Source organism: 'Catharanthus roseus' aster yellows phytoplasma (assembly GCF_004214875.1).
GTDB lineage: Bacteria > Bacillota_I > Bacilli_A > Acholeplasmatales > Acholeplasmataceae > Phytoplasma > Phytoplasma asteris.
In genome coordinates, this window is record NZ_CP035949.1 from 301,059 (window position 1) to 322,575 (window position 21,517).

The window sequence follows — 21,517 nt, forward strand, 5'->3', positions numbered from 1 at the left end:
AAACCAAAAAATCACCAAAATAAAAAAAGCAAACGCAAGGAGCAAAAAATGAGTTTAACAAATTTATTTAAATTGCAAAGTTCTTTAAAACCAAGTGGCGACCAACCCCAAGCAATTCAAAAATTGGTTAATAATTTTAAACAAGGTTTACAAGAACAAATTCTTTTGGGAGCTACTGGCACTGGAAAAACTTTTACCATTGCAAATATTATTCAACATTTACAACAAAAAACTTTGGTTATTGCTCACAACAAAACATTAGCAGGACAACTCTACAACGAATTAAAAGCCATGTTTCCCAACAATCGCGTAGAATATTTTATTTCTTATTATGATTACTACCAACCAGAAGCATATGTAGCATCAAGCGACACTTACATTGAAAAAGACTCCAAAATCAACGATGAAATTGATCAGTTGCGTCATAGTGCCGCAGGTTCATTACTTAACCGCGATGATGTAATTGTAGTTGCTTCGGTTTCGTGCATTTATGGAGTAGGCGACCTTAAAGATTATCAAAAATCAACACTACATTTACAAATTGGAGATAAATACGAAAGGCAAGCATTAATTAACAAGTTAATAGAATTAAAATATCAAAGAAATGAAATTAATTTTCAAAGAGGAACTTTTCGAGTAAGAGGTGACATTATAGAAATTATTGCCTCATCTAACAAAGAAATTGGTATCCGCATTATTTTTTTTGGTAATGAAATTGAAAATATTCAAAATTTTGATGTTTTAAATGGCAAAGCAATTACAAATCTTAAATTAATTACTCTTTTTCCTGCTAGTCTATATGCTACAAATACCCAAAAATTACAAGAAAGTATCAAAAGAATTCGCCAAGAATTAAAGGAACAAATTAATCATTTTGAAAAAACTAACCAACTTTTAGCAGCCCAAAAAATTAAAATTCGCACTTTACATGATTTAGAAATGTTAGAACAAATAGGCAATTGCAATGGTGTTGAAAATTATTCAAGACATTTAGCACTCAAAGAAAAAGGCGAGGCACCATCAACTTTAATTGATTTTTTTGGAAATGAATTTTTAACCATTATTGATGAATCTCATGTAACTATTCCCCAAATTAAAGGAATGTATTTTGGTGATTTTTCTCGTAAAACCAACTTAGTAAATTTCGGTTTCAGACTACCAAGTGCCCTTGATAACAGACCTTTAAAATTCCATGAATTCCAAGCCAAAATGAATAAAGTTATCTATCTTTCAGCTACTCCTGGCAACTATGAATTAACTAAAAAAATCCCCATTGTAGAACAAATTATAAGACCTACTTTTGTCCTTGATCCAGAAATTGAAATAAGACCAACCCACAACCAAATGGATGACCTTTACTTTGAAATTAAACACCAAACTAAAAATAATCAAAGAATTTTGATAACTACTTTAACTATTAATATGAGCGAGGACCTAACTGCTTATTTAAAAAATTTATGCATCAAAGTAGCTTATTTACACAGTGAAATTAAATCTTTACAAAGACTTGAAATTTTAAAAGATCTAAGGTTGGGAAAATACGATTGTTTGGTGGGAGTTAATCTTTTGAGGGAAGGACTTGACTTACCTGAAGTAGCTTTAGTAGCTATTTTGGATGCTGACAAACAAGGTTTTTTAAGAAACGAAAGAAGCCTTATCCAAACTATTGGAAGAGCAGCTAGAAACATTACAGGCAAAGCTATTATGTATGCTGATTGTATTTCTCCTGCTATGCAAATTGCTATTGAAGAAACTTATCGTAGAAGAAAAATCCAACAACAATACAACGAAACAATGAAAGTAACACCAACTGCTCTTAAAAAAACTATTTTAGAAACAATTTCAATCAAACAAAAAGAAAGTGCCCAAAATGAAAATGAAAATGTTAAAGTTAAGGGACAAAAAAAGTTGCAAACACATACAAATATTACAGCTAAAAATAAAGAAATTAAACGTTTACAAAAAATGATGAAAGAAGCTGCCAAAACCCTTGATTTTGAAAAAGCAGCTACATTAAGAGATTTGATTTTGGAGTTAGAGAAAAAAGGCAAAAAAGATTAATATGAGTCTACATAACTGATAAATGATATAATATTAATGAAAAAAACATTTATAATAATACTTTAATAATACTTTAAAAGGGGATTTTATTATGATTTTGATTCAAATTAATCGCATCTGCGACCTTAAACCTTATTTTTATTACGCCCTAGAACAATACGCCCTTAATCATTTATTAAAGCAAAACCATGAAAAAAGCTTCTTTTTTATTTGGAAAATCAAAGGAGTTGTAGTTGGGAAAAATCAAATAATTGAAAACGAAGTTAATTTAGATTACCTCAAAGAACATAAAATTCCTTTATTTAGAAGACCTACTGGCGGAGGATGTGTTTATAATGATCCTCAAACTCCTCTTTTTAGCATTATTGCCAAAAAAGAAAAAAATTTCAGTTTTAAACCTTTTTTAGCTAAAATTGTCGTTGCATTACAAAAATTAGGACTTAATGTTGAATTTAGTGGTAGAAACGACATTTTACTAGAAGGCAAAAAAATTTCTGGAAATGCCTTTATGCAAAACCAAAACGGCATGGTAACTCATGGAACACTTCTTTATAATTGCGATTTCCAAACTATGATAAACACAATTACTCCAAACGACCAAAAATTAATTTCTAAAGGAATTGCAAGTGTACGTTCCCGAGTAACTAACCTCAAAGGCTATCTTCCAGATATGTCACAAGAAAAGTTAATGCAGTATTTAACTGGGGCTTTAACTGACCAAACTTATGTACTTAGTGACCAAGAAATAAAATCAATAGAAAAAGATTCTCTCCAATTTGCTTCCAATGAATTTTTATTCTTAACCCAACCCCATCACACCAAAATACTTAAAAAACGTTTTTCTTGGGGAGGATTAGAAATTTTTTTAGATATTAGATTTGGTTTAATTGAAAAAATGACTTTGATTGGAGATTTTTTTCACAAAGAAGATAATTTAGAACAATTTAGCAAACTTTTTGAAGGAATAACTTATCAAACTGAAAAAATACAAGAAATTTTGGAAAAAACAAACATCGGTTTTTATATTTTGGATGCTACTAATGATGATTTTTTAAGCTTACTTAAAGAAGGTATTTTAGAAGAAAAACTTAAAAATTTAAATTATTAGCAATTACTAAAATAGTTCTAAATTGAAAAATTTTTATATAGACTATCAAAAAAAAAGATAAACAACGAAAAAAACTACACAAAAAACTAGCAAAATAAAATATGAAAATAAAATCAAAGGTATATTTATGTTAAATAATCAAAAAAATGTTTTAAGAAAAATCATTGCCATTTCTTTCTTATTATTTTTGGCTTTTGGTTTGGAACTTCTTTCTCGTTATACTATTAATGCAACAATCCCTTGCAATTATGCTTTTTTTCGCATTGAATTAATTTTTATCATTTTAATAGGTTATCTTTTTGGACCTAAATACGGATTTTGGGCTAGTTTATTTTATCTTTTAATTCATTATGTTTTGGAATTTTCTTTTATGGAAGTGTTATTACACCATACACACGAAAATCATAATCACAGTCATGAACACGAAAACGAACATGCAAGCAAAGCCCTTATTTTCCTTTACAGATTTTTTCTTCCCTATATTGTTTGCTCTTTTTCGGGTTTATTTTATCAAAAAAACTTAAATCATCTCACCAAAAAAACACCTATTATAATAACTTTAGTATTAATTAGTGTAGTTCAAATTATTTCAAGCATTTTATTTATTAATTTATTACAAGAAAACTTTGCCAAAAAAACTTTTTTAAAGTGGTTCATTCCAAGTCCTTCTTATTCTTGGTCGCTTAATCTTATTTATAGTTTTTCATCAGTTATTGTAAGTAATACCATCATAGGAGCTTTATTTTATTTAATTAATTTACGTCTTAAAGATAATATGGAATTTTTATATGGTTTTTCCAAAGAAAACTAAATTTTGGAAAATCTTTTTTCAAACCCAAACAACATAAATTTTTGTGCGCTATTCACTTTTATTAATTTAATTACACACAAATTTAATTAAAATAATTTTTTTATAACCTTTTCTTTTATAAATTTCATCATGGAGACTTACTTAGTGTTTTTCAAACTTTTTAAAAAAAACAAAATTATTATCTGCTTTATTTTGCCATTATCTTTAATTTTATTATTTTTAATTAGTCTAGAATTATCATATTTTTGGATAGAAAAAAATCAATTAAAAAACGCTTCTTTAATAAATATATACGAATTATTTGCAAAATTTAAAGCCAACGAAATTAAAAAAATTCATTATACTTATAAAAGCCAATACAGCATTTGGAACAAAGAACATTATTTAATCCAAGCAGAAAGTTTTGATAATCAAAAATATTATTGTAAAATGGCAGTCTCCAATTATGATTATTTAGTATATGCTTTTTATTCATATAAAGATGTTTTGGTAGAAGTCAAAGAAAATATCCAATTTAATTTTTTAGAATTATATTTCAAATTTATAAGTTATCTTGTTTCTTTTATTTTTGGATTTTATATTTTAATTCACCTTAAACAAATGTTATCAAACAAAATAAATAAATTTAATACAAACGTTGATTCTTCCAAAGACAAAATAACTTTTGCAGATGTAGCAGGTCTTGAAGAAGAAAAAAAAGAAATCCAAGAATTAATAGATTTCTTAAAACATCCTCAAAAATATCATAAAATGGGCTTTGCAATTCCTAAAGGAGTATTATTAGAAGGACCTCCAGGAACAGGAAAAACCTTACTTGCAAAAGCATTAGCTAATGAGGTCAAAACTCCTTTTTATGCTGTTTCTGGTTCTGAATTTGTCGAAGTTTATGTAGGCGTTGGAGCTTCTAGAATAAGAGATTTATTTCAAAAAGCCAAAAGAACTACTCCTTGCATTATTTTTATTGATGAAATAGATGCTTTAGGAGCCAAAAGAAAAAACAACTCCATCATAGAATCACGAGAACACGACCAATCCCTAAACCAACTTTTATTAGAAATGGATGGTTTTTTTAAACTTTCACAAATCATCATTATTGCTGCTACTAATAGAATAGATATGCTAGATCCTGCTTTGATTCGTCCAGGTAGATTTGACCGTAAAATCAAAATTAATTTACCTAATCTAAAAGCTAGAGAAGCTATTCTAAAAATTCATGCTAAAAATAAAAATATTTCTTTGGATGTAGATTTTTACAAATTAGCTTTAATTACTGAAGGTGCATCAGGTGCCCAACTTGCAGCCATTCTCAATGAGGCTTTAATTTTGGCTATCAGAAATAACAAAGACCAAATAGATAAACATTTTTTAGAAAAAGCAATTAAACGCATATTAAATTAATATTGCCAAATCCCTAAAATATAAAAAAGTTAACTTAAAATAAGTTAACTTTTTATTTTATAAAATGATATTATTTTGTAACATCAGTAGCAGCAAAAATAAAAACTTTGGTTGGTAAAATTGCACTAGAAACAAAAATTTGATTTTTAGTATCTTGAATTTCTTCTACACCATCTCCAATAATGTGTTTTTCACGTAAAAATAGCAAAAAGCGATATTCAACAAACCTAATCTTATTTTGTTTAATTACTGTGGCAAGGTTTTTATTTAGTTCTTGCAATTGTTCTTGAGAAAAAATACTCAAAGGCAAAGTAGATACTATCCCTTTTATTTGTTTTATTTGAGTTTCATCAATTTGCTTCTTTAACAATTCAATAAAATTACAAGCATCTCCTTCGATAACTGTTAAACCTGGAAATTTATTTCTCAAAACATTACATAATTCTTTATCATATTCCAAAGCAATAACATTTTGGGCTCCAAACTTTTGTACTAAATATTTAGTAACATTACCACTGCCTGCTCCTAGTTCCAAAATTTTTTCACCTGTTTTTAAACCTGTGTCTTGTTTTCCTTCAAATTCAAGCACTAAATTACTTAATTGTTTAGCAATATCTTGTGATTCAGGAAAAAGAGAAGAACCCATTTGTTGAGGGTAAAACACCAATTCTTTGGCATGATTCCAATCACTTGTTTCCCTAGGAATAACACAAATCAAAAATGATCCTAGCACTAAAAGTGCACCTTTATAAAAAGGATGAATTTTTATTTTTTGCACTCCGATTAAACCCATTGCCAAAAGCAAAAAAGAGACAAAAAGTTTAAAATAAGCTACTGTTAAATTGTTTTGGTAATAAGGATTAATAAAATGCGATTTCAAATCCGCTTTAAAACCAAAAATAATAGCAGATAACAAAAAATAGCAAAAAGGATGAACAAAAACTATCCATACTTTTTTCCAACCCAAAAAAGTAATTGGTCGTTTCCACACATAAAAACAATAAATCAAAGGGGCAAAAACATATTGCAAATAATAAGGAATTAGCTGCATTTGCCAATTTGCAGAAATAAAATGCTGTTTGTGGTCTTCAATAAAATCACAAAAAACCAAACTTATAATTAAAATATTTACCAAAGCAACAAAACTTAATATTTGATAAAATTTAGTAGTTCTATATTTAGTTAAAGCAATTATTGCAACTACCAAAATTAAAAAAATACTTTGTCTTGTATAATGAAAAATATTTTTACAATAAGCAAATGAGTCTAGATGAGTTTGAAAAAAACTATCAAAAACCCCCCAAATTAAAATTATTGAAGAAAAAATCACTAACAATAACGAGCTTAAATTTTTTTTAATTTTAATAAAATAAATTGAAAAAAATGAAGAATTAAAAAATTTGTAAAAAGATGTGATTTTCACTTTTGATACCTTCACTTTTTGTTTTTTTGTATGATTATAATTATTTGTTTTTGACTTAAAAAAAGAAAAAAATTAAATTAATAAAAAATCGAAATAAATTAATAAAAAATGTTAAATTAAAATTATTTTGTTATTTTAAAACAACAATTAAATTATATCATTTTTTAAAACAATCCTTTTTATAATTATCAACAATTAAAAAATAATGTTTTTAGCTTTTGCAAAACCAAAATAAGTCAAAAAAATAACGAAAAAATGCAAAAAAATAATGAAAAGCAATAAAAAAATGTTAAAATTAAGTTTGATCGGTTTTTTAATTTTATACACATGTTAGATATCAATTATATATCACAAATCAAGATTAATTCAAAACGCATTTTAATAAACTAATTATTATTTGTATCACAAAAGAACAAATCAAAGACCAAATTAATATCAAATATCACCCCAAATTTCCGCCAATTAAAGGAGTTTTTATAATGACATCTTTTGAAATTAGACAAATGTGGCTCAAATTTTTTGCAAGCAAAAACCATCACATCGCAAAATCATCTTCTTTGATACCACGAAACGAAGCTAACTTATTATGGGTTAATGCAGGCATTACCCCTTTAAAAAAATATTTTGATGGCACACAAACACCTCCTTTTAGACGCATTACTAACGTACAAAAATGTATTCGTACCAACGACATCAAAAACGTAGGGAAAACCTCGCGCCATCATACTTTTTTTGAAATGTTAGGCAATTTTTCTATCGGAAATTATTTTAAAAAAGAAGCTATCCACTACGCCTTTGAGTTGTTAACTTCGCCTAAATGGTTTGCTTTTCCCTTAGAAAAACTCTACATTACTTATTTTTTTCAAGACCAAGATACTTATCAATATTGGCTTGACTTAGGAGTAGAAAAAAACCACCTTATTCCTTTAAAGAGCAATTTTTGGCAAATAGGTCCTGGTCCTTCTGGTCCTTGCACCGAGATTTTTTTTGACAGAGGAAAAACTTTTGACCCTCGCAACAAAGAACTAATTATCCAAGATTTAGAAAACGACCGCTTTATCGAAATTTGGAATATTGTTTTTTCTCAATATAATTGCGACCCTAAATTACCTATCGAAAAATATCAAGAACTACCAAGCAAAAACATTGATACTGGGGCTGGTTTAGAACGTTTAGCCTGTATTTTGCAAAACACCAAAACCAATTTTGAAACAGACCTTTTCTTTCCTTTAATAAAAGCTTTGGAAAAAATGACACAAATCAAATACACAGGACAAGAAAGTTTTAAAATTATTGCAGATCACTTAAAAACTTTGGTTTTTGCAATCAATGACGGAGCAGTCCTCACTAACGAAAAAAGGGGCTATGTCTTAAAAAAATTATTACGAAGAGCTGCTAACGAAGGCAAAAAACTAGGTTTATACAAACCTTTTTTACATCAATTAGTGCCTCCAACAGTTGCAATGATGAAAGATTTTTACAAAGAACTATGCACCAACCAAGAAATGATTGCTAAAGTGCTATTGCAACAAGAAAATATTTTTGAACAAACTCTCAAAAATTCCGAAAAAACTTTTTTACAACATCTCACCCAAAACACTTTATCAGGACAAAACTTTTTCAAATTATACGACACTTACGGCATTCCTGAAGATTTAATTTTGGATTATGCTAAAAAGAAAAACATTACAACAGATTACCAAAAATTCCAAGAATTACTCCACGACCACCAAAATTTAAGTAAACAAAATCAAACATCGCAAACACACATGAATAAACAAGAAGAAGCATTTCTCCAATTTTTAACTCCCAGCGAATTTATAGGTTATACAAATTTTACTTGCAAAACCAAAGTAATCAAAGTTTTTGACAAAGGAATAGTGCTTGAAAAAACACCTTTTTATGCTAATATGGGAGGACAAATAGAAGATGAAGGTTGGATTGACAACACCAAAGTTACCAAAATAACTAAACTACCAAACGGACAAATTTTGCACGAAGTTCAAGGCAACTTTTGCGAAGGTCAAGAAGTTTATGCCTGCATTGAAAAGACTAAACGCAATCAAATTTCTTATCATCACACAGCAACACATCTTTTAGAAGCGGTTTTGCAAAAACAATTAGGCAGCCACCTCAAAAAACAAGGTTCATCAGTGGGATTTAGCTCTTTACGTTATGATTTTAATCATTTTGAAAAAATTACTCCCCAAACTTTATTACAAATAGAAAAAGAAGTAAACCAACTAATTCAAAAAAGTGTTCCAGTCAAAATTGAACAACTTTCAATCCCAGACGCCCAAAAAAAATACGCCACTCTTCTAGAACAAAATCAAAAAGCCAAATACAAAGACAAAGTAAGAATCGTAAGTATTGATAGTTTTTCAGTGGATTTATGCGGAGGAACACATGCCACAAATACTAAAGATTTAGAACATTTTACTATTTTGTCATGCGAAAGCATTAGCTCTGGTATATACCGCATTGAGGCAGTTTGTAATAACAATTGCCAAGAAAGTCTCAACGCCAAATTAGTTCCTTACCAAAACGACTTGCACCAACTAACCCAAAAAGCAAAATCCTTACAAACGCAAAACCTCATTTTTGATGTTAAAAATTTTCCTCCAATAACCCAAAGTTATCAAGATATTCTCAATTATCAAAAACATATCAAAGTACAACAACAAGCCTTAGTTCTTTTTGAAAAAAAAGTTTTAGAATATCATCAAAAAAATATGGTACAAGCAGAATATAATTTTTTACCACCACAAATTACCAAAAAAATGATGTTAACCATTGAAGAAGAAAAACCTTTAGAAGTTCTCAAATTTTTTATGAATCATATTTTTGATAAATACCATTTAGAAGTTTTATTTTTATCTTATGTGCAACCTGAAAAAATTGTTTTTTTATGCAAAAGCAAAACTCTACATGCAGGTAATTTGATTAAAGAAGCTTTATCCTTGGTTTGTGGTTCTGGTGGTGGCAATGCTAGTTTAGCTCAAGGGGGCACCAAAAAAACTAAAAATTTAGAACAAGTACTTAATTTTGTAAAAACCAAATTAGAAATAAATTAAACTGTTAAAAAAATTTATAATAAAAAAAACCTCAAGGAAAAAATTCCTAAAATTGTTAAAAATAATCAAAATTCCTAAAAATTCCTAAAAATTGTTAAAAGGTGTTCGAAATGACAAAAAAAAACAAAATAAAAAAGAAAAAAATAATCAAAGCGGAAGAAAAATTAAAATTAAACCCTTTTAAAACCCTAAACCCACTATTTTTCAAATCTTTTAAACAATTATTAATAAAATTATTTGCCCAAAAACAAAAAAAATTGATAAAATGAAGTTTAACCAAAACCAAGAAAAAAGAATAATTTTTATCATTCAAACAATTTTTTGACAAATGAGAATGTTTTATTATGTTAAACTGCCAAAATAATGCATCTTTGGGGTTGGATTTAGGTGAAAAAACTTTAGGAATCGCTTTATCACAAACAGGAATTATTGCCCAAAACCTCAAAACTATTTTTTTTGCCACCCACAAATACGATCGATTGATTACACCTTTACAAGAAATCATTTCTCAATATCAAATTAAAACAATTGTTTTGGGATACCCCAAACATATGAACAACGACATAGGAATTAAAGCCAAAATAAGTAGTGATTTTAAAAAAACGCTAGAAAACAAGTTTGAGCAAGTAAAAGTAATTTTATGGGATGAACGTTTATCTACCGTACAAGCAATCCAAATGTTAAAAACCAATAACAAAAAAAAGGGCAAAATTTTACAAATGAAAGACGAAATTGCAGCAACCATCATTTTACAAAATTATCTCGATTATATCAAATTACACCCAAACAAAGAGCATTGAAATGTTTGATTTTAACAAAGAAAAAAACTTACAAAAATTAAAAAAATACGCCCAAGAAAACAAAATCCCAATTATCCAAGACCAAGGATTAGCTTTGTTACTTGATGTAATTTCACAAAACAAAATCACAAATATTTTAGAAATCGGAACTGCCATTGGATATAGCGCTTTGGCTATGAGCTCTCTTAGCACTAAAATTGATACTTTAGAAAGAGATTTTATAAATTATAATTTAGCTAAAAACTTTTTAAAAGAAACTCCCTATCACATAAATGTCATTTGGGCAGAGGCGTTAATTTATCCTACTTGCAATTTAAAAAAATATGATTTAATTTTTATTGATGCTGCCAAAGCCCAATATCAAAAGTTATTTTGCAAATATGCTCCTTTACTCAAAAAACAAGGCATTATCGTTTTTGATAACCTTAATTTAAGTTGTTTTAAAAAAGCCAAAACGACTAAAAATAATCAAGGAATTTTCAAAAAAATGCATAATTTTCAAACTTTTTTAACAAATCACCCAGATTTTTTCACCACTTTTCAAAATGTAGGTGATGGGTTGATTATTTCTTATCTCAAAAAATAATTTAGGAATTTTGAAAAACCATCAAAAAATAAAAAAAGAAGGTCTTTTATTTATGAATAATAAAATTTATGAACTTACCCAATCAGGAATAGAAAAATTAAAAAAAGAATTAACTTTTTTAAAAGAAGTTAAAAGAAAAGAAAATTTAGAAGCTTTAAAAGAAGCGCGCGAACAAGGAGATTTATCTGAAAACGCTGATTATGATGCTGCTAGAAACGAACAAGCTTTAATAGAACATCGCATCTCAGAAATCCAAAATATTTTAAAAAATGTCCGCGTAGTTAAAGTTTCCAAAGAAAGAGAAGTAAGTATTGGCAAAAAAGTATCTTTGGAGCTTTTACATACCAAACAACAACAAGAAATTGAATTAGTAAGCACCTTGGAAGCAGATCCTTTTAACAACAAAATTTCGATTGAATCTCCTTTAGGACAAAATATCAAAGGGCACCAAATAGGAGATGTTGTTTTTGTTACCGGCGAAACTGGAAACACTTTTAGAGTCAAAATTGTAGATGTCCAATAAAATGACTTGCCCCAACAAACTTTTCATCCCTCAACACTATTTTCCTTGTGTCTTGCAAATTCCTTTTGAGTTGTTTCAAAAACAAGGCATTAAAGCGTTAATTTTTGATCTAGACAATACTTTAATTGAATGCAACAAAGATATTTTAGATGAACAAATTAAAAACCTTTTAACTAAATTATCTCTTATTTTCAAAGTCGTTATTCTTTCTAATGCCTCTAAAAAACGCCTCCACAAAGTTTTAAAAAATGATTTTATTTTTATATATTTAAATTTATTAAACAAAAAACCATCCCCTACAGCTTTTCAAAAAGCATGCCAACTTCTCAAATTGGAACCCACACAAATGTTGATGATAGGAGATCAACTTCAAACAGATATCAAAGGAGCTAATCAAGCAGGTTTTTGTTCTTTATTGGTAAAACCCCTAAATCGCTTTCAAGAAAGTGCGTTTACCAAATTCAATCGTTTTTATCGCGAAAAAAAGTTTTTAACCAATCTCAAAAAACAAGATTATCACCTTTGGAAAGAAAAATTTCAAGACTTTGAAGAAAAATGAAAATAATATGTTGTTACACAAAATTCGTCAAGCTGTCGAAACTAAATTAAAAAACTATCCTTTGCGGTTAGAACACACTATAAGAGTTTATCGCACTGCTACCAAAATGGCAAGACATTATAACAAACCTTTGTTGCCTATTCAAATTGCAGCTTTATTTCATGATTACACCAAAAACGACACCTTAGAACAACAAAAGCCCTATCTTACTCAAGCCAATATCCAAAAATACAGCAAAACGCCTGCTATTTTTCACGCTCTATCTGCTGCAAACATCTTAAAAAAAGAATTTGGCATCACAAATGTCACTATTCTTAATGCCATCAAAAAACATGTTTGGGGTGATAAAAAAATGAATTATTGCGATAAAATTGTATTGTTAAGTGACAAATTAGAACCTCAACGAAATTTTTCCCAAATAAAATATTTTCAAAAGCTAGCCTACTTTAACCTCAATCAAGCCGTATATGAACTTCTTAAAAGTAATTTTGATTATTTCAGCCAAAAAGGATCCCCTTTGCCTTACAATTACCAAGAAATTTTATCCTCTTTGAAAAACTCCATCAAAAGAAAAATATTTTCATGACAAAGACAACAATTATCATCGGAGGAAAATTCAAAGGACACAAAATCAAACTAGTGCCATCACCTCACACCAAAGCCACTAGCTCTTTGGTCAAAGAAGCTCTTTTTAATACTTTGGGATCCTCAGTCCAAAACAAAATCTTTTTAGATTTATTTGCAGGCAACGGTTCTTATGGTTTTGAGGCTTTAAGCAGAGATGCTAAACAAGCCTATTTTGTGGATGCTTCATTAAAAGCTTTTCAAACCTTAAAAGAAAACCACCAAAAATTAAAACTGGATTTAGAACAAAGCATTATTTTTTATGGTCATTTTATTCAAGCTTTAAAAAAATTCCAAAAAGCCAACTTGATTTTTGATTTTATTATTTTAGACCCTCCTTATTTTAAAGATTTTTATTTACCTGCTTTTGAATATTTAGACAAATTAACACATCAAAATAGCATTATTATTTGTGAATTACATCCCAAAATTGTTTTGCCTACACAAATTAAAGAATTTGTTTTACAAAAAGAAAAACAATACGGTAATAAAAAAATTCAATTTTATAAAAAAATTTAGACTTTCACCAAGGAAAGAAAAAACAAAAAAAAGAAAAAGAAAAAAGGAGTTCAAAATGAACAATATTTGGTTATATGTAAATCCAATTATAGGATTTTTATTAGGCGGGGGTTTAGGAGCTTTTTTAATGTTTCGTTGGTTTAAAAAACATTTACAACAAAATCCTCCAATCAGTGAAAAACAAATCAAAGAAATGTTTCGTCAAATGGGTCGTACTCCTTCTGAAAAACAAATTCGTCAAATTATGAACAGCATGAAACAAGGCAAATAAAATAATGTTTGAAAGTATCTTTTTTAAATTTATTTTTATTGTTTTTATTTGTCTTTTAGTTATTTTTATAATGAATTATTTTTATCGCAAAAATGTTAAAAACAAAATTATAAATTATTTATTGTCTTGTAGCAATTTAGAACAAGAAATATTAAAAAGTTTTTTGCAAAATTCTCACAAAACTTTTCCCTTGACAAAAGATGCCAACATTACCAAAAATTTATTACAATTGAATATTATTTTTTTAAAAGAAATAGTTTCGGATGCTAAATATAATAATTATGTTTTTAACCCTTTAATAAAAAAAATTATTCACAAAAATAAAGATTTAAAAAAAATTTACCATGAATAATTTTGATCATTTAAATATTTATAATTTCAAAGTTATATAATAAAAAAACACCTTTTAAAGGTGTTTTTTTATTATATCATGAAAAATTTTATTCTGTAATCAATTCATTGTAATTTTCAACTTTAACAGAAACATTTTCATCAGCACTAATTAAACGAGAAATAGGGCATCTTTTATGAGTTGCATCTGCGATTATTTCAGTTTGTTCCAGCGTCATATCTTGAATTCCTAAAATAGCAGTAGGTTTGAAATAAAAACCTTTATCATCTTTTTGCATTTCTAAAGTTACTTTTACTTTTAAATCTTTATTTGTATAGTCTTGTTCTGCTAAAATCTTTTTAGAAGTTTTATAAAAACAAATTGCCCAAGAAAGACAAAATAAATCAACAGGTCCTGATTGTTTGTTACTTGGTTCTAAAGCTGAAACTAATTTTTTAGTGATTCCTTCTTTTTCTTCAAAAAAACATAAATCATCTAAATGGGGATTAAAATAAGCAGTTGTTTTAAAAATAATCATATTATAAAACCTTTCTTTATTAAAAAAATATTTCTTTTTTATGCATTTCTTTAAGCATCTATTTTATTATAACATCAAAATAAGTTAAAATATAATTATTTTAATTAAAACTAGAGTTGATAATATTTTGCACATCAATAGCTACTTGATGCATATTTGTATTGCAATAATGATCGTATTTTAAAGGAGGATGAATAATTATTTCTACTACTTTTTTTTGCCAAAAACGCTTATTTTTGATTTGACTGGCTCCTTTGATAGTTAAAGGCAAAATAGAAGATTTACTTTTACAAGCAATTTTAAAAGCCCCTCCTAAAAGTGGCATTGCTTGTTCGTTATTTCTATCTTTAATGCCTCCCTCAGGAAAAACTACCATTGCCATACCATTTTTAACTTTAGGCACTGCCTTTATTAAATTTTGGGCAGTTTTTCTGATATCATCCCTTGAGATTACCATACAATCCAAAGATAAAAAAGCTAATTTTAAAAACCATGCAGTTCCAAAAAAACAATTAAAATTTTGTTTGGGAGCAAATGATAAAGTTCTTGGAATAACGCTTGTAATAACAAAAGGATCGGTGTATGACTTGTGATTGGCATAAATAACAACGTTTTCTTTTGAAGGGATTAAATGAGGATTTTGAACTACTACTTTAATTCTTAAAAAACGGTTGACAAAACGCGACAAACTACGTGAAACAAATCCTTTAAAATAATGATTAGGGGGCAAAAAAGTCATTAAAACGAAGCAAAAAACCAAAATTATAAACGTTATTAAAAAAGCCAACAACAAGCCCAAAATTAAATTAACTGGCAGTTTGTAGCAAAAAGAAAAATCAACTAGCATAGTTTTGGAAGTTTGCAAAAAAACAAATGTTAGCCAAACGACAACAAAAATAAAAGTTAACATTTGGGTGTATCTAATTTTTTTTGATAAATGGCAAAAATTAATTGTGGGTGAATTTCTTTTTGGATTAATTGGTATTGTGATAAGTTAATTTTGGGGAAAAAAACATTTCCTTGATGTCTTTGTAAAATGTGAGTGATGTATAAAGTTGTTACCCAAGGTAGAGTTTGTTGATAGATTTTTCCTCCACCAATAATAAAAATATCTTGGGCAGCATCACTTGCCATGAAGGATTGCAAATCAGAAACAACATTACAATTAGGCAATTCCAAATCATGTTTTAAAGATGCTACATAAGTTTTTTTAAAATTAAAGGGCTTATTTTTGAAATAATTTTTTAAGGATTTATAAGTTTCATACCCCATTAAAACATTTTGATTAATGGTAATTTTTTTAAAATATTGTAAATCTTGGAAATAATGCCAAGGTAGTTTGTTGTCTTTGCCAATCAAATAATTGCCGTCAAAGGCAGTAATTAAATTAATCATACAGCAATATCGCCTTTCAAAATGCCATCACATTGATAATTTTGCAAAGTAAAATCACTAAATTTAAAATCATCAATATTTTTGATGTCAGGATTTAAAATCATTTGAGGTAATTTTTTAGGAGTTCTTTGAATTTGGGTCTGAACTTGTGCAAGGTGATTGGAATAAATGTGGGCATCTCCTAAAGTATGGATAAATTCGTAAGGTTGTAAGTTAGTTACTTGTGCGACCATCATAAGTAATAAAGAATAAGAAGCGATATTAAAAGGTATTCCCAAAAAAACATCTCCACTACGTTGATATAGTTGCAAGGAGAGTTTGCCTTGATGAACGTAGAATTGAATTAAGACATGACAAGGTGGCAATGCCATTTGGTTTAATAAGGGCGGATTCCAAGAATTAAGAATCAAACGTCTGGAATTGGGATTGGTTTTGATTTCAGAAATTAAAAATTTGATTTGATCAACGCCATTAAAATCGCGCCATTGTTTACCATAAACAGGACCTAAATTACCGTGCTTTATGGCAAAAAGAGGATCATTTTTGATTTTTTCTACAAATTCTTTCAATGTTTCATTTTGAAAAAAAGCTGATTGTTGATATTTTTGATAAGGCCATTCATTCCAAATATTAACATTGTTTTGTACCAAATAACAAATATTAGTATCCCCTTTTAAAAACCATAAAAGTTCGTGGATAATTGATCTAAGATTCATTTTTTTAGTAGTTAACAAAGGGAACCCTTCTTCAAGATTAAAGCGCATTTGGTAGCCAAAAACACTTTTGGTACCTGTATTAGTGCGGTCGTTTCTAAAACTGCCTTTTTGCAAAATAAAACGACATAAATCTAAATAAGTATTCATAATTGTATAACTCCTTGTTTTTTAATTGAATAAATGTTTGATGTTTATCGGGACAAAAGATATAAAAATTCTGTGTAAATGGCAGTTAAGGTAATTAATTGGTCAATTGAAATAGATTCATCCACTTGATGAGCTAAAGACTTTTGATTGGGGAAAACAGGTCCGAAAGGAACTAAATTAGGGGCACATTTAGCATAAGTTCTACCACCACTACACAAAGGCGCAGTTAAAAAATCATGATTATGTTTTTGATAAATATTTACTAAAGTTGTTATTAATTCGCTATTGGGATTGATATACATAATAGGATAATGAAAATCAGTTTTTAAAAGAAATTGATTCTTTTTGGCTGCTTTTTCCAATTGAAAAAGGATTTTTTCAAATGTAATTCCTTTAGAATATCTTAAATTAAGAGTAAAAAAGCTTGTTGTTTTTCTAATATCAAAAAACCTGATTGACAAGTTAAATTTGTGGTTTTTTCATCCAAGTGAAAAATTCCTATTTTATGACCATCTAAGCTATCTACTAAATAATCGTTAAAAAAATTTACTAAATTATTAGTAATGCCTAACGCTTTGAGAACTTTCATCAAATCATAAAGGGCGTGTTTACCTCTTTCTGGAGTCGAACCGTGTACTGATTTTTCATAAACAGTTATTTTTAACAAATCTCCTTGCGGTGCTAAAGTGGCTTTAGTATCGTTTTTAGGCAAATAATCATTAAATAAAGTTTTATAAGAGGGATCAAATTTTAGAACTGCTTGTGCCAAATCAGGAACAACATTAGAGGCTTGCCCGCTTTGAATACTTACAATTCTATTATCTAAAACTGTGCCTTCAAAAGTAAAATCCCCAATTCCTTTTTCGCAATAAATAGCAGGAAAATGGCTGTCAGGAACAAAACCAGACACAGGCACTTCAGGCAATTTAGTAAAATAATGTTTCATACAACGAAATCCAGTTTCTTCATCCACACCCAAAATTAATTTAATCCTTTTTGATAAAGGCAATTTGAGTTCTTTCAAGATTTTTAAAGCAAAATAAGCAGCAATTGTAGGTCCTTTATTATCTTGTGCACCTCTGCCATAAATTTTTTCATTGGCAATAAAACCTTTATAAGGGTGATAAGTCCAACCAGTTCCTGCTGGCACTACATCCAAATGACCAATCATACCAACCCATTCTTTTTGGTTGCCGTATTCAATATGACCAGCGTATCCTTCTAAATTCAGGGTTTTAAAGCCGCTTTGGGAGCCTAAATCAAGCATAAAATCAAGGGCTTGTTGATTTCCTTCGCCAAAAGGAGCGCCTGTTCTATTAGGATCAAAGGTGGTAAGTTCAGTGTTAATTTTTAATAATGTTTGCAAAGCCTCAATTAAGGCGTCTTTTCTTTTTAAAACCTCTTTTTTAAAATCAATCATTTTTATAACCCCTTTAAAACTTTGGATGGATAATTTTTTTATGTTTTTGTATCAAAATAATCAAAATAATTATAAACACAAGCAATAGAAAAAGGAACTTTTAAATTTTTGTGAAATATAGAGATAAATTTTTAATTTTTTGAAGTTTTTGCAAGTAGCAAAGTTGGATGCCAAATGTCTGGTTTTAAAAACAATAGGTTGTTAATTTTATTTTGCTAATTCATATAAAGCTTCTGTGTAAATGACAGTTAAGGTAATTAATTTATCAATTGAAATAGATTCATTTTTTTGATGAATTAAAGAAATTTCATCGACAAAAGTAGGTCCAAAAGGTACTAAATTAGGGGCGCATTTTGCAAAAGAACCACCACCCACACACATAGGTTTGGAAACTAAATCATTAGTATGTTTTTGATAAACTTTTAATAATGTTTGCATTAATTCACTTTTAGGATCAACATACATAATGGGATGATGAATGGTATTTTTGAGGCAAAAATGTTGGCTCTTGGCTGCTTTTTCCAATTGAAAAAGGATTTTTTCAAATGTAATTCCTTTAGGATATCTTAAATTAAGAGTGAAAAAAGCTTGATTATTTTCTAATTTTAAAACTCCAGAAAAACAAACCAAATTATAAGTTTCTTCATCAAAGTGATTAATGCCTAATTTTTTTCCATTCAAACTATCTACCAAATATTGATCAAAAAAATCAACCAAAGTATTTGTAATTCCCAATGCTTTAAGAACTTTCATCAAATCATAAAGGGCATTTTTTCCTATTTCAGGAGTAGAACCATGCGTAGAAACGCCGTGAACTTCAAACTTTAACAAATCGCCTTGTGGTTCTAAAGTGGCTTTGATGCTGTTGGTTTTAACAAAATTATGGAATAAATCTGAGTAGTTAGGATCAAATTTTAGAACTGCTTGTGCCAAATCAGGAACAACATTAGAGGCTTGCCCGCTTTGAATACTTACAATTCTATTATCTAAAACTGTGCCTTCAAAAGTAAAATCCCCAATTCCTTTTTCGCAATAAATAGCAGGAAAATGGCTGTCAGGAACAAAACCAGACACAGGCACTTCAGGCAATTTAGTAAAATAATGTTTCATACAACGAAATCCAGTTTCTTCATCCACACCCAAAATTAATTTAATCCTTTTTGATAAAGGCAATTTGAGTTCTTTCAAGATTTTTAAAGCAAAATAAGCAGCAATTGTAGGTCCTTTATTATCTTGTGCACCTCTGCCATAAATTTTTTCATTGGCAATAAAACCTTTATAAGGGTGATAAGTCCAACCAGTTCCTGCTGGCACTACATCCAAATGACCAATCATACCAACCCATTCTTTTTGGTTGCCGTATTCAATATGACCAGCGTATCCTTCTAAATTCAGGGTTTTAAAGCCGCTTTGGGAGCCTAAATCAAGCATAAAATCAAGGGCTTGTTGATTTCCTTCGCCAAAAGGAGCGCCTGTTCTATTAGGATCAAAGGTGGTAAGTTCAGTGTTAATTTTTAATAATGTTTGCAAAGCCTCAATTAAGGCGTCTTTTCTTTTTAAAACCTCTTTTTTAAAATCAATCATTTTTATAACCCCTTTAAAACTTTGGATGGATAATTTTTTTATGTTTTTGTATCAAAATAATCAAAATAATTATAAACACAAGCAATAGAAAAAGGAACTTTTAAATTTTTGTGAAATATAGAGATAAATTTTTAATTTTTTGAAGTTTTTGCAAGTAGCAAAGTTGGATGCCAAATGTCTGGTTTTAAAAACAATAGGTTGTTAATTTTATTTTGCTAATTCATATAAAGCTTCTGTGTAAATGACAGTTAAGGTAATTAATTTATCAATTGAAATAGATTCATTTTTTTGATGAATTAAAGAAATTTCATCGACAAAAGTAGGTCCAAAAGGTACTAAATTAGGGGCGCATTTTGCAAAAGAACCACCACCCACACACATAGGTTTGGAAACTAAATCATTAGTATGTTTTTGATAAACTTTTAATAATGTTTGCATTAATTCACTTTTAGGATCAACATACATAATGGGATGATGAATGGTATTTTTGAGGCAAAAATGTTGGCTCTTGGCTGCTTTTTCCAATTGAAAAAGGATTTTTTCAAATGTAATTCCTTTAGGATATCTTAAATTAAGAGTGAAAAAAGCTTGATTATTTTCTAATTTTAAAACTCCAGAAAAACAAACCAAATTATAAGTTTCTTCATCAAAGTGATTAATGCCTAATTTTTTTCCATTCAAACTATCTACCAAATATTGATCAAAAAAATCAACCAAAGTATTTGTAATTCCCAATGCTTTAAGAACTTTCATCAAATCATAAAGGGCATTTTTTCCTATTTCAGGAGTAGAACCATGCGTAGAAACGCCGTGAACTTCAAACTTTAACAAATCGCCTTGTGGTTCTAAAGTGGCTTTGATGCTGTTGGTTTTAACAAAATTATGGAATAAATCTGAGTAGTTAGGATCAAATTTTAGAACTGCTTGTGCCAAATCAGGAACAACATTAGAGGCTTGCCCGCTTTGAATACTTACAATTCTATTATCTAAAACTGTGCCTTCAAAAGTAAAATCCCCAATTCCTTTTTCGCAATAAATAGCAGGAAAATGGCTGTCAGGAACAAAACCAGACACAGGCACTTCAGGCAATTTAGTAAAATAATGTTTCATACAACGAAATCCAGTTTCTTCATCCACACCCAAAATTAATTTAATCCTTTTTGATAAAGGCAATTTGAGTTCTTTCAAGATTTTTAAAGCAAAATAAGCAGCAATTGTAGGTCCTTTATTATCTTGTGCACCTCTGCCATAAATTTTTTCATTGGCAATAAAACCTTTATAAGGGTGATAAGTCCAACCAGTTCCTGCTGGCACTACATCCAAATGACCAATCATACCAACCCATTCTTTTTGGTTGCCGTATTCAATATGACCAGCGTATCCTTCTAAATTCAGGGTTTTAAAGCCGCTTTGGGAGCCTAAATCAAGCATAAAATCAAGGGCTTGTTGATTTCCTTCGCCAAAAGGAGCGCCTGTTCTATTAGGATCAAAGGTGGTAAGTTCAGTGTTAATTTTTAATAATGTTTGCAAAGCCTCAATTAAGGCGTCTTTTCTTTTTAAAACCTCTTTTTTAAAATCAATCATTTTTATAACCCCTTTAAAACTTTGGATGGATAATTTTTTTATGTT

22 protein-coding genes are annotated in these 21,517 nt (G+C 28.7%); 13 read left to right on the forward strand and 9 right to left on the reverse strand.

Annotation, left to right across the window (positions count from 1 at the left end; genetic code table 11):
- Positions 1-48: 48 nt before the first annotated feature.
- The 4 genes from uvrB to EXT02_RS01425 all read left to right on the forward strand — a co-directional run bounded on the left by uvrB (position 49) and on the right by EXT02_RS01425 (position 5,378).
- Positions 49-2,061 (forward strand): excinuclease ABC subunit UvrB, encoded by a 2,013-nt coding sequence (gene uvrB, locus EXT02_RS01410; protein WP_130427649.1) that lies wholly within the window; start codon positions 49-51, stop codon positions 2,059-2,061.
- Positions 2,062-2,152: 91 nt separating this feature from the next.
- A complete protein-coding gene (locus tag EXT02_RS01415) occupies positions 2,153-3,169 on the forward strand; it encodes a lipoate--protein ligase (protein ID WP_130427651.1) in 1,017 nt (338 codons plus the stop codon).
- A 127-nt stretch (positions 3,170-3,296) separates the two neighbouring features.
- Positions 3,297-3,980 carry an ECF transporter S component gene (locus EXT02_RS01420; RefSeq protein WP_130427653.1) on the forward strand — a complete coding sequence of 228 codons (684 nt, stop codon included), beginning with the start codon at positions 3,297-3,299 and terminating at the stop codon, positions 3,978-3,980.
- A gap of 144 nt (positions 3,981-4,124) precedes the next feature.
- Entirely contained in the window at positions 4,125-5,378 is a 1,254-nt protein-coding gene (locus EXT02_RS01425; protein ID WP_130428025.1) for an AAA family ATPase, read from the forward strand.
- A 70-nt stretch (positions 5,379-5,448) separates the two neighbouring features.
- On the opposite strand, the gene EXT02_RS01430 is transcribed toward EXT02_RS01425, so the two are convergent.
- The gene (locus tag EXT02_RS01430) at positions 5,449-6,708 is read right to left on the reverse strand and encodes a methyltransferase domain-containing protein (RefSeq protein WP_240682791.1); all 1,260 of its coding nucleotides are present in this window, start codon (positions 6,706-6,708) and stop codon (positions 5,449-5,451) included.
- A 572-nt stretch (positions 6,709-7,280) separates the two neighbouring features.
- On the opposite strand from EXT02_RS01430, the gene alaS reads away from it, so the two are divergent.
- From alaS to EXT02_RS01475, 9 genes are all read left to right on the forward strand, one after another.
- On the forward strand, positions 7,281-9,875 hold the full coding sequence (gene alaS, locus EXT02_RS01435) for an alanine--tRNA ligase (RefSeq protein WP_130427657.1): 2,595 nt from the start codon (positions 7,281-7,283) through the stop codon (positions 9,873-9,875).
- Between the two features lie 344 nt (positions 9,876-10,219).
- A complete protein-coding gene (gene ruvX, locus EXT02_RS01440; RefSeq protein ID WP_205737026.1) occupies positions 10,220-10,675 on the forward strand; it encodes a Holliday junction resolvase RuvX in 456 nt (151 codons plus the stop codon).
- A gap of 1 nt (position 10,676) precedes the next feature.
- Positions 10,677-11,261, forward strand: a complete 585-nt coding sequence (locus tag EXT02_RS01445; protein ID WP_130427659.1) for an O-methyltransferase — start codon at positions 10,677-10,679, stop codon at positions 11,259-11,261.
- A 52-nt stretch (positions 11,262-11,313) separates the two neighbouring features.
- Positions 11,314-11,784, forward strand: a complete 471-nt coding sequence (gene greA / locus EXT02_RS01450) for a transcription elongation factor GreA (protein ID WP_034172300.1) — start codon at positions 11,314-11,316, stop codon at positions 11,782-11,784.
- Positions 11,774-12,343: a YqeG family HAD IIIA-type phosphatase gene (locus EXT02_RS01455; protein WP_069028219.1), complete on the forward strand. Its 570-nt coding sequence runs from the start codon at positions 11,774-11,776 to the stop codon at positions 12,341-12,343. Before greA ends, EXT02_RS01455 begins: the two co-directional genes overlap by 11 nt.
- Before the next feature lie 7 nt (positions 12,344-12,350).
- Complete coding sequence (gene yqeK / locus EXT02_RS01460; RefSeq protein WP_165383245.1) at positions 12,351-12,929, forward strand: bis(5'-nucleosyl)-tetraphosphatase (symmetrical) YqeK; 579 nt, start codon at positions 12,351-12,353, stop codon at positions 12,927-12,929.
- The gene (rsmD, locus tag EXT02_RS01465; RefSeq protein ID WP_130427663.1) at positions 12,926-13,486 is read left to right on the forward strand and encodes a 16S rRNA (guanine(966)-N(2))-methyltransferase RsmD; all 561 of its coding nucleotides are present in this window, start codon (positions 12,926-12,928) and stop codon (positions 13,484-13,486) included. The genes yqeK and rsmD overlap by 4 nt, the downstream gene beginning before the upstream one ends.
- Before the next feature lie 55 nt (positions 13,487-13,541).
- On the forward strand, positions 13,542-13,757 hold the full coding sequence (locus tag EXT02_RS01470; RefSeq protein ID WP_130427665.1) for a YneF family protein: 216 nt from the start codon (positions 13,542-13,544) through the stop codon (positions 13,755-13,757).
- A gap of 4 nt (positions 13,758-13,761) precedes the next feature.
- Positions 13,762-14,109 carry a super-infection exclusion protein B gene (locus tag EXT02_RS01475; protein ID WP_130427667.1) on the forward strand — a complete coding sequence of 116 codons (348 nt, stop codon included), beginning with the start codon at positions 13,762-13,764 and terminating at the stop codon, positions 14,107-14,109.
- Between the two features lie 88 nt (positions 14,110-14,197).
- Here EXT02_RS01475 and EXT02_RS01480 read toward each other — a convergent pair whose 3' ends face one another.
- The 8 genes from EXT02_RS01480 to pepV (EXT02_RS01510) all read right to left on the reverse strand — a co-directional run bounded on the left by EXT02_RS01480 (position 14,198) and on the right by pepV (EXT02_RS01510) (position 21,472).
- On the reverse strand, positions 14,198-14,626 hold the full coding sequence (locus EXT02_RS01480) for an OsmC family protein (RefSeq protein WP_130427669.1): 429 nt from the start codon (positions 14,624-14,626) through the stop codon (positions 14,198-14,200).
- Positions 14,627-14,726: 100 nt separating this feature from the next.
- Positions 14,727-15,536 carry a lysophospholipid acyltransferase family protein gene (locus EXT02_RS01485; protein ID WP_130427671.1) on the reverse strand — a complete coding sequence of 270 codons (810 nt, stop codon included), beginning with the start codon at positions 15,534-15,536 and terminating at the stop codon, positions 14,727-14,729.
- Positions 15,530-16,021: a dihydrofolate reductase gene (locus EXT02_RS01490; protein WP_130427673.1), complete on the reverse strand. Its 492-nt coding sequence runs from the start codon at positions 16,019-16,021 to the stop codon at positions 15,530-15,532. Before EXT02_RS01490 ends, EXT02_RS01485 begins: the two co-directional genes overlap by 7 nt.
- A complete protein-coding gene (locus tag EXT02_RS01495; protein WP_034172298.1) occupies positions 16,018-16,884 on the reverse strand; it encodes a thymidylate synthase in 867 nt (288 codons plus the stop codon). Before EXT02_RS01495 ends, EXT02_RS01490 begins: the two co-directional genes overlap by 4 nt.
- A gap of 44 nt (positions 16,885-16,928) precedes the next feature.
- Entirely contained in the window at positions 16,929-17,345 is a 417-nt protein-coding gene (locus EXT02_RS03065) for a hypothetical protein (RefSeq protein WP_240682837.1), read from the reverse strand.
- Positions 17,288-18,304: a Sapep family Mn(2+)-dependent dipeptidase gene (locus EXT02_RS01500; protein WP_240682792.1), complete on the reverse strand. Its 1,017-nt coding sequence runs from the start codon at positions 18,302-18,304 to the stop codon at positions 17,288-17,290. Before EXT02_RS01500 ends, EXT02_RS03065 begins: the two co-directional genes overlap by 58 nt.
- Positions 18,305-18,511: 207 nt before the next feature.
- Positions 18,512-19,888 carry a dipeptidase PepV gene (pepV, locus tag EXT02_RS01505; RefSeq protein WP_130427675.1) on the reverse strand — a complete coding sequence of 459 codons (1,377 nt, stop codon included), beginning with the start codon at positions 19,886-19,888 and terminating at the stop codon, positions 18,512-18,514.
- 207 nt (positions 19,889-20,095) lie between these two features.
- Positions 20,096-21,472, reverse strand: a complete 1,377-nt coding sequence (gene pepV, locus EXT02_RS01510) for a dipeptidase PepV (RefSeq protein WP_130427675.1) — start codon at positions 21,470-21,472, stop codon at positions 20,096-20,098.
- Between the last annotated feature and the right edge of the window lie 45 nt (positions 21,473-21,517).